The organism is Streptomyces sp. NPDC003720, assembly GCF_042875075.1.
Classification (GTDB): Bacteria; Actinomycetota; Actinomycetes; order Streptomycetales; family Streptomycetaceae; genus Streptomyces.
In genome coordinates this window covers 133,584-148,351 of the sequence record NZ_JBIANZ010000003.1, presented here as the reverse complement: position 1 = coordinate 148,351, position 14,768 = coordinate 133,584, and the positions used below count along the sequence as shown (strand labels likewise).

Here is a 14,768-nt window from a genome sequence, read left to right as displayed (position 1 = left end):
CTCACCCTCCTACGCACGGCCCTATGAGGCAGGCCCGGTCCGACCGGTCATGTCCACAGTCGCCCAGGGCAGACATCGAACCGGTTAGTTGCGGGCGAGCACTCCGCGCCCGGCGTCCGGCCACGGGCCACGACAACCCCGGCAAGCGCGCTCGCCCTCCTAGCAGCAGCCCGGTCCGACCGGTCGCGTCCACAGTCGCCCAGGGCAGACGTCGAACCGGCCGGTCTCGGGCGAGCACTCCGCGCCCGACGGCCGGCCATGCGCCGCGACAACCCCCAGCAAGCCGGCTCGCTTTCCTGCGCAGGCCCGGGGAGGCGGCCCGGACGGCGCTCCTTGTTCACCGCGTGCGTGGGCGGCCCGTCAGGGGCGGCGGGGAAAATCGGTGGCCGGGGAGGTGGGGGGCGGCTAGCCTCCCCCGGTGATTGTGCAGCCCTCGCGTTTTCGTTCGCTCTCATGAGACTCCGCCGCTCGCTCATCGATGTGACGCCGCTGCGCACCTCCCCCGTCTTCCGGCGGCTGCTGATCGGCCGGACCGTGTCCGTGCTGGGCGGGTTCATGACCATGGTGACGGTCATGTACCAGGTGTGGGACATGACCCGCAGCACGGCCTGGACCGGTGCGGTCGGGCTGGCGCAGGCGTTGCCGCTGGTGGTGTTCGGGCTGTTCGCGGGCGCCTGGGTGGACCGGGCGGACCGGCGCCGGGTCTACCTCGCGGCCACCGTGGGCCAGGCCGCCTGCTCGCTGCTGCTGGCCGTTCAGGGCTTCACCGGGCACGTGCCGGTGGTGGTGGTCCTCGCGCTGGTCGCCGTGCAGTCGTCGTTCGGCGCGCTCGGCGCCCCGGCCGCCGGAGTGTTCGTCCCCCGGCTGCTGCCCCCGGAGCAGGTGCCCGCCGGGCTCGCCCTGAACGCCGTCACCGGCCAGACGATGATGCTGCTCGGCCCCGCCCTGGCCGGTGTGCTGCTGGGCCGGCTGGGCATCGGCGCCTGCTATCTGCTGGACGCGCTCAGCTTCGGGCCGGCCTTCTACGGCGCCTTCGGGCTGCCCGCGCTGCCGCCGGAGGGCGAGCCGTCGCGGGCGGGGGTGCGCGGGGTGCTGGACGGGCTGCGGTTCCTGGCCGGGCACCGGGTGGTGCGGGGCGCGCTGATCACGGATCTGGCCGCCACCGTGCTGTCCTTCCCGGCCAGCCTGTTCCCGCTGGTCAACGCCGAGCGGTTCGGCGACGACCCGCGCACGCTCGGCCTGTTCCTGTCGGCCCTTGCGGTGGGCGGCGTCACGGCGTCGGCCCTGTCCGGCTCGCTGACCCGGCTCGGCAGGCCGGGCGCGGTGATGCTGTGCGCCTCCGGGACCTGGGGCGCGGCGCTGGTCCTGTTCGGGCTGGCGACCGACCCGTGGACCGGCCTCGCCCTGCTCGTCCTCGCGGGGGCGGCGGACGCCACCGCGGTCGTCTCCCGCTCCACGATCGTGCAGACCCGCACCCCGGACGCGCTGCTCGGCCGGGTCACGGCGGCCGAGCAGATCGTCGGCCAGGCGGGCCCCAGTCTCGGCAACGCGCGGGGCGGTCTGGTCGCGGGCTTCAGCTCCGGCGCGACGGCCCTGGTCAGCGGCGGCCTGATGTGCGTCCTCGCGGTGGCGGCGGTCGCGACGGCGACCCCCGAACTGCGGGAGAGGGCCGAGGGACTCGCCGTTCCGGAGACGCCCTGAGCGCGGTGCGGCGGCCGGCCCCGGACGCCCCCGTCCGGCGTGGACCGGGAAGCGGGCCACGCCGGACGGGAGGGACGCGGCGTACGTCTAGTACGTCAGCCCGTAGCCCAGGGGGTACAGCTCCCGCGCCGGGTCGTCCGCCCGCTGCACCGGCACCGGCAGCCTGCCGTGCGGCGCCACCCGGCCGGCGATCACCCGTGCGGCGGCGCGCAGCTCGACGTCGGTCCAGGAGTAGGTCGCCAGGAAACCCTTGACGGCGGGGAGCTGGGCGACGTCGTAGGGGTTGCGGACGGCGACGGCCACCACCGGTTTCCCGGTGGCCAGCAACCGCTCCACCAGCGTCCGCTGGCTGCTGCCCGCCGTCACGTTGTACGTGGCCACGACCACCGCGTCGGCGTCCGCCGCGGCGGCCACCGCCTTGCCGATGACCGTGGCGGAGGGCGCGGTGCCGGTGGACAGGGCGGTGGCGGTGAAGCCGAGCTCGGTGAGGGCGGCCGCCAGCACGGTGGTGGGCGGGCCGGTGGTGCCGGACGGGGAGGCCGGGTCCGCGCCGACGACGAGGACCCGGCGCCGGCTGCGGCGGTCGAGCGGCAGCGTGTGCTCCTCGTTGACGAGCAGGGTCGTGGTGCGCTCGGCGATCCGGTCGGCGGCGGCCAGATGGGCCTTGGTGCCGACCGTGCGGTCGACGCCGGCCCCGGTGACGTAGGGCGGCCGGTCCAGGAGTCCCAGCCTGTCCTTCAGCCGCAGGATGCGCAGGATCGATTCGTCCAGCCGGGCCTCGGTCAGCTCCCCCTCCTGGACGGCCTTGAGGACCGCGTGCCACGCCACGTCGAGCGACGGCGGGTTGAGGAGCTGGTCGACACCGGCCTTCAGGGCGAGCACCGGCACCCGGTCGTCGCCGTACTTGGTGCGCACGCCCTCCATGCCGAGCGAGTCGGTCACCACGACGCCGTCGTAGCCGAGTTCGCCGCGCAGGATGCCGGTGAGGATGGGGTGGGACAGGGTGGCCGGGTCACCGGCGTCGTCGAGGGCCGGGAACTGCAGGTGCGCGGTCATGATCGAGTCGATGCCCGCCGCGATCGCCGCCCGGAAGGGCACCGCGTCCAGTTTCTCCCACAGCTCCCTGCTGTGCGTGATGACCGGGAAGCCGGTGTGGCTGTCGACGGCGGTGTCCCCGTGGCCGGGGAAGTGCTTGGCGGTCGCCGCGACCCGGGACGCCTGGTAGCCCTTCACCTCGGCGGCCACCAGCCGGGCCACCGCCTCCGGGTCGGCCCCGAAGGACCGTACGCCGATGACCGGGTTCGCCGGGTTGACGTTCACGTCGGCGTCGGGGCTGTAGTCCTGGTTGATGCCCAGGGCGCGCAGCTCGGCGCCGGAGACGCGGCCGAGGGTGTGTGCGTCGGCGGGACGGCCGCCCGCGCCGACCGCCATCGCGCCCGGGAACAGCGTGGCCGGCGCGCCCACCCGGCAGACGATGCCGTGCTCCTGGTCGGTGGCGATGAGCACCGGCAGGCCGCGGGGCTGCTCCAGGGAGGCCTTCTGGATGCCGTTGGACAGGTCGGCGATCTGGTGCGGATCCCGGGTGTTGTGGGCCCAGGTGAAGTAGATGATGCCGCCGACCCGGTACTTCGCGATCAGCTCGGCGGCCGTGCGGACCCCGATCTCCGCGAGGTTGGCGTCGACGTCGGCCTGGTCGGGGGCGGTGGCGGAGTGGCCGTAGACCCGCATCACGAAGAGCTGGCCGACCTTCTCCTCCAGCGACATGCGGGAGATGAGGGCGCGCAGCCTGGTGTCGCCGGACGCGGCGGCGTGGGCGGTGGCCGGTACGGTCAGCGCGGCCGTGATGCCCGCGGTGGCGGCGAGAACGGTCCGTCTGGACGGCCGCGGGGTGTTTCCCGTGCTTCCCGTGCTGCTGTCGTGCACGCGTGCTCCTTCCGGAGGACAACCGCTGAAGGAAACTTCCAAGGAGCCACCAATATCCGGGAAGTTTCTTTCCGTCAAGGGAACGCACAGGAAGCCGGGGTGGTGCCGCCGCCGGCGCTCGGGAGGGGGGCGCGCCGGCGGCGGCGGCCGCCAGGCCCGGTGCGGCGGAGAGGGTGCGCCGGTCTCGCGTCCGGGACCGGCACCGCACCGCGGACTCGTCCGGCGGCCTGGGCGTTGGACGGCCGCGGGCGGAGACCGGTTCCGTGCGGCGAGCCGGAGGGCCCGGACGGACGGAGGGCCGGACGGGTGAGTTCCGCGCTCACCGCACCGGTGAGTTTCCCGGCCCCGGGGAGTCTGCACCACAGTTGCCGATGACGCGGGAGGAACCATGGCTCAACTGCTGAGGGTGCAGAACTTCAATGTGTCCAGTGACGGTATCGCCGCCGGCGAGGCCCAGAGCTTCGAGCAGCCGTTCGGCCTCGCCGGCGCCGAGAGGCTCTTCGGCTGGGCCGGCGCGACGGCGAGCTGGCCCAATCGCACCGACCCCGGGGGCAGCAGGGGGCTCGACGACTACTTCACGCGGGACTTCGCCCACGGCATCGGGGCGGAGATCATGGGCCGCAACAAGTTCGGACCGCAGCGCGGGCCCTGGCACGACCACGAGTGGCAGGGCTGGTGGGGTGACGAACCGCCGTTCCGTACACCGGTGTTCGTGATGACCCACCACCCGCGTCCCTCGTTCACGCTCTCGGACACCACGTTCCACTTCGTCGACGGCGATCCGGCGACGGTCCTGGAGCAGGCGCGCGAGGCGGCGGGGGGCGGGGACGTCCGGCTGGGCGGCGGGGTCACCACCGTCCGGGAGTTCCTGGACGCCGACCTGGTGGACACCATGCACGTGGCGGTCTCACCGGTGAAGTTCGGCTCCGGGCTCCGGCTCTGGGAGTCGCCGGACGAACTGCTCGACCGCTTCCACCTCGAGGTCGTGCCCAGCCCGAGCGGCGTGACGCACCACCTGTTCTGGCGGAGGTGACACCGGTGTGCCGGACGCGGTCGTCCGGCACACCGGCGGCGCCGGCCCCTCGGCTTCGAGGGACCGGCGCCGGCGGGTCAGGGACGCAGCGCGGGCTCGCGCTCCACGTCCCGCACGTCCAGCTTCGCGTCGTGGCGGGCCAGCGGCCTGGCCGCGGACGGGTCCGCCTGGACGGCGGCGGGCGCGACGCCCGCCCACTCCAGGATGCGGGCCGTGGCCAGCGCCTTCTGGTCGGGCACCAGGCCCGCCACATTGGCCCCGTGGTTCATGCCGGGGGCGGTGAAGACGTACGAGTCACGCGCGCCCGCGCCGAGGCGGAACCGCTCCGAACCCCACGGGTCGTTCTCGCCGTAGACGAAGAGCATGTGCCGGGCGTGCTGCCGGACCCAGGTGTCCACGTCCCGCATGGCGTCCGGCTGGAAGCGCATCGGGATGGAGCGGGGCACGAAGTTGCGCGGCGGCTGGTAGCCGTAGCGGATCAGCTTCTTCTCGATGTACGGGAAGTGGATGGTGGGCGCGCCGAGCTGGGTGCCCGCCTGGTAGTAGTACGGCGTGTACGTCTCCAGGCCCTGGTCGGTGTAGGCGGAGAAGCCGGAGATGCTGTCGACGGAGTCCCAGATCGCGTCGTCGGTCGCGGTCGCCGCGCCGGCGGGGATGGTGTCGCAGTCCTTCAGCAGGCTGTACTGCCAGAAGCCCCAGACGTAGTCGAGGACGACCGCCTCGTAGGCCTTGTCCAGGCCGCCGATGGTGTCGAAGGTGTAGCCGTTGTCGGCGGCGTACTGCGCGTACCGCTTCTCCAGCGGCTCCCGGCGCACCAGCGCCTCCCGCTGGACCGCGTTCAGCCGGTCGCGGCACTCCTTGGTGCCGACGCCCGCGAAGAACCGGTCGTACGCCGAGTCCTCCTTGTTCACCACGTCGTTGGGGGCGACGTAGGCGACCACGCCGTCCATGTCACGCGGGTAGAAGCGCTCGAAGTAGGTGGCCGTCATGCCGCCCTTGGAGCCGCCGGTGGCCAGCCAGTTGGCGGAGTAAACCGGCTTCAGCGCCTGGTAGACCCGGTGCTGGTCGCTGGCCGCCTGCCAGATGTCCAGCTTGGACCAGTCGGCCGGCGCGGGCCGGGACGGCGTGAAGAAGCGGTACTCCAGGGAGACCTGGTTGCCGTCCACGATCTGGGTGGGTTCCCGGCGCGACGGGGTCGTGGAGACGTTGTAGCCGCCGGTGTAGAAGACCGTCGGGCGGCTGGTGTCCTTGTGCAGCACGGTGATCCGCTGCTGGAAGGTGCCCTTGGACGGGTGCCGGTGGTCGACCGGCTGCGTGTAGTTCAGTACGAAGAACCGGTAGCCGGGGTACGGCTTCTCCTGGACCAGGCTCATGCCGGGTATCGCCAGGAGCCGGTCCTTGATGTCGGGCTCGGACTGGGCGGCGGTGGCCGCGCCCGCTGTGCTCAGCGTGCCTATGAAGACCGTGAGCGCCAGCAGCCATCTGAGCGCCTTGCGCATGCGCACTCTCCCCTATGAGACAGATGTGCGCCGGAAGCTAGCGGAGCAACTGCCGTGACACCAGAGGGGGTTGTACGGTTTGGGGCGGTCTGCGGCTACATGGCCGTACGGATCAGGGGCGCAGAGACGGGAATCGGGCGTGTCCGGTGGTTCAGCACATGAACCAGCCGGAGCTGACCGCGGCGCGGCCCACCGAGCCCCGCACCCACACGCAGCGCTGCCCGGCGTGCACGGTGACCGGGCCGGCGTGGTGCTTGAACCGGCCCGCGTCCACGACCGGCCGGTTGCCGCGGGCCTGGACGCTGACCGACATCAGGCGTCTGGCGCCCGGGTGCTTGGCGACCGTGACGGCGCAGACGTAGCCGTTGCGCTTGTAGACGTGCACGACGCCGGCGCTGAAGGGCAGGGTGCGCACCTCGCGTCCGGCGCAGGAGCCGGCCTGGGCCGCGTGCGCGGTGCCGGGCACCGCGAGCGCGAGCGCGCCGGAGGCGGCCAGCGCGGCCGCGCCGAGCGCCAGACGCCGGCGTATCGCACCACAGTCCATCGTCGTCCTCCCCGTACCGCGGTCATACGTCCCCGGCATACGTCACCGACGACCGTACTGACGTACGGACGCAGGACATGTGTCGGATGGTTGCACGGCCGTCGGAGAGCCGGCCCTCCGGGGTGCTCAGCGGGTGGCGCCGACCGGCTCCTCCGGTTCGGACTGCCCGACGAAGGTCCGCCACAGTTCGGCGTACCGGCCGCCGAGGGCGAGGAGTTCGTCGTGGGTGCCGTCCTCCACCACCCGGCCGTGGTCCATGACCACCACCCGGTCGGCGCGCGCGGCCGTGGTCAGCCGGTGCGCGACCACCAGCGTGGTACGGCGGCCCGCCAGCCGGTCGGTGGCCTGGTTCACCTGGGCCTCGGTGGCCAGATCCAGGGCGGCGGTGGCCTCGTCGAGGAGCAGGACGTCCGGGTCGACCAGTTCGGCCCGGGCCAGCGCGATGAGCTGGCGCTGGCCGGCCGAGAGGTTGCGGCCGCGCTCGGCGACCTCGTGCAGGTAGCCGCCGTCGAGCGTGGCGATCATCTCGTGCGCGCCGACCGCCCGCGCCGCCGCCTCCACCTCGGCGTCGGTGGCCTCGGGCCTGCCGTAGGCGATGGCGTCCCGGACGGTGCCCGGGAAGAGGTACGCCTCCTGCGGGACCACCCCGAGGCGGTGCCGGTACGAGGTCAGGTCCAGGGCGCGCAGATCGGTGCCGTCGGCCGTGACCCGGCCCGAGGTGGGGTCGTAGAACCGGGCCACCAGCTTCACCAGCGTGGACTTGCCGGCTCCGGTCTCGCCGACGAAGGCGACCGTCTGGCCCGCCGGGATCGTCAGGTCGATGCCGGTCAGCGCCTCCTCCTCGGCGCCGTAGGCGAAGTGCACGTCCTCGAACGCGATGTCGCCGCGCAGGGAGCCGACCTCGCGGGGCTTCTCGGCGGCGCCGGTGGAGGTCGGCTCGCGCAGCAGCTCCTGGATGCGGCCGAGGGAGACGGTGGCCTGCTGGTAGCCGTCGAAGACCTGGGAGAGCTGCTGGACCGGGGCGAAGAACAGGTCGATGTAGAGCAGGTACGCCACCAGCGCGCCCGTGGTGAGCGTGGCCGCCTCCACGCGGCCGGCGCCGGTGACGAGCACGGCGGCCGCCGCGACCGAGGACAGCAGCTGGACGAAGGGGAAGTAGACCGAGATCAGCCACTGGCCGCGGATGCGGGCGGAGCGGTAGCTGTCGCTGCGCTCGGCGAACCGCCGGGCGCCGTCCGGCTCGCGGCGGAAGGCCTGCACGATCCTGAGCCCGGCCACCGACTCCTGCAGGTCCGCGTTGACCACCGACACCCGCTCACGGGCGAGTTCGTAGGCCTTCACGCTGGCCCGGCGGAAGAAGAACGTGGCGACGATCAGCGGGGGCAGGGTGGCGAAGACGACCAGGGCGAGCTGTACGTCGAGCACCAGCAGGGCGGCCATGATGCCGAAGAAGGTGACGACCGAGACGAAGGCGGTGACCAGGCCGGTCTGCAGGAACGTGGAGAGGGCGTCGACGTCCGTGGTCATCCGGGTCATGATCCGGCCGGTCAGCTCGCGCTCGTAGTAGTCGAGGCCGAGCCGCTGGAGCTGGGCGAAGATCTTCAGCCGCAGCGCGTACAGCACGCGCTCGCCGGTGCGGCCGGTCATCCGGGTCTCGCCGATCTGCGCGGCCCACTGCGCCAGCACGGTGAGCAGGCCCAGCAGCGACGCCGCCCACACCGCGCCGAGGGCCGCCCTGCTGACGCCCTGGTCGATGCCGTGCCGGATCAGCACCGGCAGCAGCAGGCCCGCGCCCGCGTCCACGGCGACCAGCCCCAGGCTGACCAGCAGCGGCAGGCCGAAGCCGTGCAGCAGCCGGCGCAGGCCGTACGACTCCTCGGCGCGCACCGCGCGGGCCTCGTCGACGTCAGGGGTGTCGGTGGCCGGGGGCAGCGCCTCGACCTGGGCCAGGAGTTCCGGGGTGGCGGGGGTGCCCGCCATGGCCGCGTCCCGGGGCCGGCGCTCGCCCGTCCACAGCCGGGGGGTGATGCCGGCCTCGGCGTCGAACTCGGCGTCCAGCTCCTCGCGCAGGCTGGTGTCCTCCTGCGGCTCGGCGGGACCGGTGTGGCCCGGGGAGACGCCGCCCAGCTCGTCGGGGTCGGTCAGCAGCCGGCGGTACAGGGCGCAGCGCTCCTGCAGTTCCTCGTGGGTGCCGAGGTCGGCGAGCCGGCCGCCGTCCAGGACGGCGATGCGGTCGGCGAGGTTCAGGGTGGAGCGGCGGTGCGCGATGAGCAGGGTGGTGCGCCCCTCCATCACGTGCTTCAGCGCCTCGTGGATCTCGTGCTCCACGCGGGCGTCGACGGCGGAGGTGGCGTCGTCCAGGACCAGCAGGCGGGGGTCGGTGAGCAGGGCGCGGGCGAGCGCGACGCGCTGGCGCTGGCCGCCGGAGAGGGTCAGGCCGTGCTCGCCGACCTTGGTGTCGTAGCCCTCGGGCAGCTCGCTGATGAACCGGTCCGCCTGGGCGGCGCGGGCGGCGGCCTTGATCTCGTCCTGGGTGGCGTCCGGGCGGCCGTAGGCGATGTTGGCGCGGACGGTGTCGGAGAAGAGGAACGAGTCCTCGGGGACCAGGCCGATCGCCGACCTGAGCGAGTCCATGGTCAGCTCGCGCACGTCGTGCCCGCCGATCAGCACGGCGCCGCCGGTGACGTCGTAGAAGCGCGGCAGGAGCAGGGAGACGGTGGACTTGCCGGAGCCGGAGGAGCCGACGACGGCCAGGGTCTCGCCGGACCGGATCTCGAAGCTGAGCCCGTCCAGGACGGGGCTGGTCCGGCCGGGGCCGACGTCGTAGCCGAAGGACACGTCGTCGAACTCGACGGTCGCGGGCGCGTCGGCCGGGAGGGTCTTCGTGCCGTCCTTCATGGTCGGCTGGGTGTCGATCAGCTCCAGCACGCGCTCGGTGCCGGCCCGGGCCTGCTGCCCGACGGTGAGCACCACGGCGAGCATGCGGACCGGGCCGACGAGCTGGGCGAGGTAGGTGGAGAAGGCGACGAAGGTGCCGAGCGTGATGTGGCCGCGCACGGCCAGCCAGCCGCCGAGGGCGAGCATGGCGACCTGGCCGAGGGCGGGCACGGCCTGCAGGGCGGGGGTGAACCTGCTGTTCAGCCGGATGGTGCGCAGCCGCCCCGCGAAGAGCCGGCGGCCGACCTCGCGGAGCTTGCCGGTCTCCTGCTCCTCCTGCCCGAACCCCTTCACCACGCGGACGCCGCTCACCGCGCCGTCCACCACGCCGGCCACGGCGGCGGCCTGGGCCTGGGCGTACCAGGTGGCGGGGTGGAGCTTGCTGCGGCTGCGCTTGGCGATCGCGTACAGGGCCGGGGCCACGGCCAGGGCGACCAGGGTCAGCGGCAGCGAGAGCCAGGCCATGATCACCAGGGACATGAGGAAGAGCAGGACGTTCCCGATGGTCATCGGGAGCATGAAGAGCAGGCCCTGGATGAGCTGGAGGTCGCTGGTGGCCCGGCCGACCACCTGCCCGGTGGACAGCTCGTCCTGGCGGCGGCCGTCGAGGCGGGTGATCGTGCTGTACATCTCGGTCCGCAGGTCGTGCTGGACGTCGAGGGCGAGCCGCCCGCCGTAGTAGCGGCGGATGTAGGTGAAGACGTAGACCAGGACGGCGGCGCCGAGCAGGGCCCCGGCCCACACGGCCATGGAGCGGGTGTGGGCGCCGATCACGTCGTCGATGATCACCTTGGTGAACAGCGGGACGACGGCCAAGACGGCCATGCCGCCGAGGGAGGAGCCGAGGGCGAGGACCACGTCCTTCGGATACCGCCAGGCGTAGCCCGCCAGCCGCCGTGCCCATCCCCGTTGCGCTGCCACGCCGGTGCCTTCCTGTCGTCCTGCTCTACCGGAAGGCACCAACGCCGGGGCGTGCGGATTTCATCCCCCTGAAACAAAACGGGCCGGGCGCCGAGGACGCCGCCCGCGGGCGGCGCAGCCGGCTCAGCCCTGCGGCGGCACCGCCACGTGCGCCTCGCTCGGGGTGCTGGTCGGGGTGTAGCGGGCGACGCCGGACGTCGTCGGCACCAGGTCCTTGTGGATCGCCTTGGCGACGTTCTGGATGGTGGTGACGCCGTAGCTCATGGTGCTGTTGCCGTGCGTCAGCACGGACATCATGTAGTCGTGGCCGCCGCCGTTGAAGGTACCGAGGCTGTGCACCCGCCAGCCGTGCGTGGACCGCTGCAGCCAGCCGTTCTTGACGTGCACGGTGACCGTGGACGGCGCCCCGGCCGGGGTGCCCCAGCGCTGCGAGGAGACGACCTGGTTCATCAGCTTCAGGATGTAGGCGCGCGCGTTGTCGCTCAGCACGCTGTTCCTGGCCGTGACGAGCTTGAGCAGCTTCTGCTCGTCGGTGACGTTCTCCTGGGTCAGCCCCCAGTAGCCGTTCGCGCCGGGAACCGTCTTCGTCATCCCGGCGGCGGACAGGAAGCCCTTGATCTTGGTCATGCCGAGCTGCTTCCAGAGCGTGCTGGTCGCGTTGTTGTCCGACTTGGTGATCATGGCCTTGGCGAGCGAGGCCTCGCGGTCGGTGAGGTACCGGTCGTGCTTCTTGGCGTCCCACAGCAGCGTGGCGAGCACGGTCACCTTGACGGTGCTGGCCGAGTCGTAGGCGGTGGTGGCGCGCAGGGTGCAGGTGGTCTTGGTGGACCGGTCGTAGAGGCCGATCGCGACGGTGCCCTTGCGGTTCGCGAGCGCCGCGGTGATGTCCTTCTTCAGCTTCGCGGCCAGGCCCGCCTTGGCGGACGTGCAGCTGACGGTGGGCGTGGTCGCCGCCGCGGCCGGGGCGGCGGCGACCGCCGGTATGAGCACCACGGCGCCGAGGGCGGCCGCCAGCGCGCCGGCGCGTACGGATGTGCGGGGAGTCATGCATGCGTTGACTCACCGGGACGGGTGACGGTTGTACGTGTGGTCGGTCACGGGTTTGGCAATGCTTCCCCCATGCCGGAGGAGAACGAGAGCGGGTTCAAGCGATCGGGGCGCCTGTTCGCCGCACTGGCGGTACTGCGCCACCTCGCCTCCGCCGACGCCGAGTTGCTCGGCCCGGACGACTGCGGACCGAAGGACAACGTCCTGGACCGCATGAGACGAACGAAGTACTACGAGCACTACTCGTACGGGGAACTCGTGAGGCTGCGCGGCAAGGGAGGGCAGACGTGGGAGGCCGCGAAGGAGGTCTTCCGCCTCGTACCGGACCTGCTCCAACCCGGAGTTCTGCCGCCCGGCACCTTCAGCGACCGTGATCTGGCGCAGCACCGGGCGGGTTACGACGCCCAGATGGCCGAGTACAGGAAGAAGTGGCCGAAGCTCTTCGGCTGACGGCGTCCGCGGTCTCCCGCGGCGCCGCGCCGGCCGTGGCGGCCTGCCGGGTCCCGACACACAACGGTCACCTCCGCTTCACCTCATGATACGCATGTCCATGTCACGCTCCGGTTGTCCGCTCAATCAACCCGCGTAGATCGGCCCCCACATGACCGTGACGCACATGCACCGCTGGAAGGCTCCGGCACTGGCCGTCTCGGCGCTGCTCGTCGGCCTCACCCTGCCGACCGCGATCGCCTCCCCGGCAAGCGCGACGACGACCTCGTACGACAGCACGTACTACAGGAACGCCGTCGGCAAGACGGGCGCGAGCCTCAAGTCCTCGCTGCACACCATCATCAGCAGCCAGAGCAAGATCTCGTACTCGGCGGTCTGGGACGCGCTGAAGGTCACCGACCAGGATCCGAACAACAGCAACAACGTGATCCTGCTCTACAGCGGCGTCTCCCGCGCCAAGTCCCTGAGCGGCGGCAGCACCGGCGACTGGAACCGCGAGCACGTGTGGGCCAAGTCGCACGGCGACTTCGGCGAGGTGACCGGCCCCGGCACCGACCTGCACCACCTGCGCCCCGCGGACGTCCAGGTCAACAGCGTCCGCGGCAACAAGGACTTCGACGACGGCGGCAGCGCAGTCAGCGGCGGGGGCGGCAGCCTCACCGACTCCGACTCCTTCGAGCCGCGCGACGCGGACAAGGGCGACGTGGCCCGGATGATCCTCTACATGGCGGTCCGCTACGACGGAGGCGACGGCTTCGCCGACCTGGAGCCCAACGACAAGGTCGGCAACGGCAGCAACCCGTACATCGGCAGACTGTCCGTCCTCAAGCAGTGGAACGACGAGGACCCGCCGAGCGCCTTCGAGGAGAAGCGCAACCAGGTCATATACGACACCTACCAGCACAACCGCAACCCGTTCATCGACCACCCGGAGTGGGTCGACGCGATCTGGTAGACGCATGACGGCGGTGAACTCCTCCCGTGCGGGAGGAGTTCACCGCCGGCCGGCGTCCGGCGCGGCCAGTCAGCCCAGGTGGGTCGGCGCGAACATCCGCAGCACCGCGGGGAGTACGACCACCGAAGGGCCGGGCGCCGCCAGCGCCTTCGCCAGGTCCTCCTCCAGGGTCTCCGGGCTCGTGCGCACGCCCGGCACCCCGAAGGACTCCGCCAGGGCCACGTAGTCCGGGCGGGTCAGTTCGGTGGCCGTGGCCTGGCCGAAGGCGTCGGTCATGTACTCCCGGAGGATGCCGTAGCCGCCGTCGTCGACGATCAGCCAGGTGACCGGCAGGTCGTACTGGCGGGCCGTGGCCAGTTCGGCGATCGAGTAGAGGGCGCCGCCGTCGCCGGAGACCGCGAGGACCGGGCGGGTGGGGTCGGCGGCCGCCGCGCCCAGGGCCGCCGGGAAGCCGTAGCCGAGACCGCCGGCGCCCTGGGCGGAGTGCATGCTGTTCGCGCCCCGGGGGTCGAAGGCCGACCAGGCCCAGTACGCCAGGATCGTCATGTCCCAGAACGACGGCGAGCCGGCCGGCAGGGCGCGGCGGACGGCGGCCAGTACGTCCTGTTCCAGGGTGAGTTCCTGGCCCGCGATGCGGTCCGCGACCTTCGCCAGCAGGTCCCGTACGCGCTCGGGCGCCGACTCGTCGGCCCGCTCCTCCACCGTCTCCAGCAGGGCCTGGAGGGCGAGGCGGGCGTCCGCGTGGATGCCGAGGGCCGGGTGGTTGGACTCCAGTTTGCCGAGGTCGGCCTCGATCTGGATCACCCGGCCGCGCGGTGTGAACGTGTGGTAGTTCGAGGACAGTTCGCCGAGTCCGGACCCGACCACGAGGAGGACGTCGGCGTCCTCCAGGAAGTCCGTGGTGTGGCGGTCCTCCAGCCAGGACTGGAGGGAGAGGGGGTGCTCCCAGGGGAAGGCGCCCTTGCCGCCGAAGGTGGTCACCACCGGTGCGGCCAGCCTCTCCGCCAGCGCCCTCAGCTTCCCGGACGCGTCGGCCCGTACGACCCCGCCGCCCGCGATGATCACCGGGCGCGCCGCGCGGGACAGCAGGTCGGCCGCCACCGCGGTCAGCTCGGGGCGCGGGAGGAGGTCGTCCGGCGTGGCGTCCATCGCCGTCACCACCGGGAGCGCGGTCGCGGACAGCAGCACGTCCTGGGGGATCTCCACCCACACCGGGCCGTGCGGAGCGGAGAGGGCCGACTTCCACGCCGCGGCGATCGCGGACGGGATCTGGGACTGGGTGCGGACGGTGTGGACCGACTTGACCACGCCCCGGAACGAGGCGGCCTGGTCGGGGAGTTCGTGGAGGTAGCCGTGCCGGCCGCCGCCCAGGCCGGCGGTCGGGATCTGGCTGCTGATCGCCAGCACCGGGGCGGAGGCCGCGGCCGCCTCCTGGAGCGCGGCCAGCGAGGTCAGCGCGCCCGGGCCGGTGGAGAGCAGCAGCGGGGCCGCCTCACCGGTGATCCGGCCGTACGCGTCGGCGGCGAAGCCGGCGTTGTTCTCCACCCGCAGGCCGACGTAGCGCAGCGACGAGCGGCGCAGGGCGTCGAACATGCCGAGGGCGTGCTGGCCGGGCAGGCCGAAGACGGTGGTCGCGCCCAGCCCGGCCAGGGTTTCCACGACCAGGTCTCCGCCGTTGCGCCCGGGCGGAGGGTTCAGCGCGGTCGAGATCTGTGCCTCGGTCGGGCGGAGCACCAGGTCGTGGTCGTGAGTCACTTC

At 72.5% G+C, this 14,768-nt stretch carries 10 protein-coding genes; 4 read left to right on the top strand and 6 right to left on the bottom strand.

Annotation, left to right across the window (positions count from 1 at the left end):
• The first annotated feature begins 453 nt into the window (after positions 1-453).
• A complete protein-coding gene (locus ACFYU0_RS09565) occupies positions 454-1,701 on the top strand; it encodes an MFS transporter (protein ID WP_389299205.1) in 1,248 nt (415 codons plus the stop codon).
• Positions 1,702-1,788: 87 nt separating this feature from the next.
• On the opposite strand, the gene ACFYU0_RS09560 is transcribed toward ACFYU0_RS09565, so the two are convergent.
• On the bottom strand, positions 1,789-3,624 hold the full coding sequence (locus tag ACFYU0_RS09560; RefSeq protein WP_389299203.1) for a glycoside hydrolase family 3 N-terminal domain-containing protein: 1,836 nt from the start codon (positions 3,622-3,624) through the stop codon (positions 1,789-1,791).
• 388 nt (positions 3,625-4,012) lie between these two features.
• Here ACFYU0_RS09560 and ACFYU0_RS09555 point away from each other — a divergent pair, with 388 nt between their 5' ends.
• A complete protein-coding gene (locus ACFYU0_RS09555) occupies positions 4,013-4,657 on the top strand; it encodes a dihydrofolate reductase family protein (RefSeq protein ID WP_389299201.1) in 645 nt (214 codons plus the stop codon).
• A gap of 77 nt (positions 4,658-4,734) precedes the next feature.
• On the opposite strand, the gene ACFYU0_RS09550 is transcribed toward ACFYU0_RS09555, so the two are convergent.
• The 4 genes from ACFYU0_RS09550 to ACFYU0_RS09535 form a co-directional block, all read right to left on the bottom strand.
• Positions 4,735-6,156, bottom strand: coding sequence for a S28 family serine protease (locus ACFYU0_RS09550; protein ID WP_389299198.1), 1,422 nt, complete (start codon positions 6,154-6,156; stop codon positions 4,735-4,737).
• Positions 6,157-6,307: 151 nt separating this feature from the next.
• Positions 6,308-6,700, bottom strand: coding sequence for a hypothetical protein (locus tag ACFYU0_RS09545; RefSeq protein ID WP_389299195.1), 393 nt, complete (start codon positions 6,698-6,700; stop codon positions 6,308-6,310).
• Positions 6,701-6,826: 126 nt separating this feature from the next.
• Entirely contained in the window at positions 6,827-10,558 is a 3,732-nt protein-coding gene (locus ACFYU0_RS09540) for an ABC transporter ATP-binding protein (RefSeq protein WP_389299192.1), read from the bottom strand.
• Positions 10,559-10,681: 123 nt separating this feature from the next.
• Positions 10,682-11,605 (bottom strand): serine hydrolase, encoded by a 924-nt coding sequence (locus ACFYU0_RS09535; protein WP_389299190.1) that lies wholly within the window; start codon positions 11,603-11,605, stop codon positions 10,682-10,684.
• 72 nt (positions 11,606-11,677) lie between these two features.
• Between ACFYU0_RS09535 and ACFYU0_RS09530 the strand changes: the two genes are divergently transcribed.
• Positions 11,678-12,055 carry a hypothetical protein gene (locus ACFYU0_RS09530; protein ID WP_389299187.1) on the top strand — a complete coding sequence of 126 codons (378 nt, stop codon included), beginning with the start codon at positions 11,678-11,680 and terminating at the stop codon, positions 12,053-12,055.
• 151 nt (positions 12,056-12,206) lie between these two features.
• Positions 12,207-13,010 carry an endonuclease I family protein gene (locus ACFYU0_RS09525; RefSeq protein ID WP_389299184.1) on the top strand — a complete coding sequence of 268 codons (804 nt, stop codon included), beginning with the start codon at positions 12,207-12,209 and terminating at the stop codon, positions 13,008-13,010.
• Positions 13,011-13,079: 69 nt separating this feature from the next.
• Here ACFYU0_RS09525 and ACFYU0_RS09520 read toward each other — a convergent pair whose 3' ends face one another.
• A complete protein-coding gene (locus tag ACFYU0_RS09520) occupies positions 13,080-14,765 on the bottom strand; it encodes a thiamine pyrophosphate-binding protein (protein ID WP_389299181.1) in 1,686 nt (561 codons plus the stop codon).
• Positions 14,766-14,768 lie beyond the last annotated feature (3 nt).

What these genes read in the sequence shown, in the direction of transcription:
- ACFYU0_RS09555 (WP_389299201.1), top strand. Translation starts at nt 4,013, where the DNA reads ATGGCTCAACTGCTGAGGGTGCAGAACTTCAATGTGTCCAGTGACGGT.
- ACFYU0_RS09535 (WP_389299190.1), bottom strand. Translation starts at nt 11,605, where the DNA reads ATGACTCCCCGCACATCCGTACGCGCCGGCGCGCTGGCGGCCGCCCTC.
- ACFYU0_RS09525 (WP_389299184.1), top strand. Translation starts at nt 12,207, where the DNA reads ATGACCGTGACGCACATGCACCGCTGGAAGGCTCCGGCACTGGCCGTC.
- ACFYU0_RS09550 (WP_389299198.1), bottom strand. Translation starts at nt 6,156, where the DNA reads ATGCGCAAGGCGCTCAGATGGCTGCTGGCGCTCACGGTCTTCATAGGC.
- ACFYU0_RS09565 (WP_389299205.1), top strand. Translation starts at nt 454, where the DNA reads ATGAGACTCCGCCGCTCGCTCATCGATGTGACGCCGCTGCGCACCTCC.
- ACFYU0_RS09530 (WP_389299187.1), top strand. Translation starts at nt 11,678, where the DNA reads ATGCCGGAGGAGAACGAGAGCGGGTTCAAGCGATCGGGGCGCCTGTTC.
- ACFYU0_RS09545 (WP_389299195.1), bottom strand. Translation starts at nt 6,700, where the DNA reads ATGGACTGTGGTGCGATACGCCGGCGTCTGGCGCTCGGCGCGGCCGCG.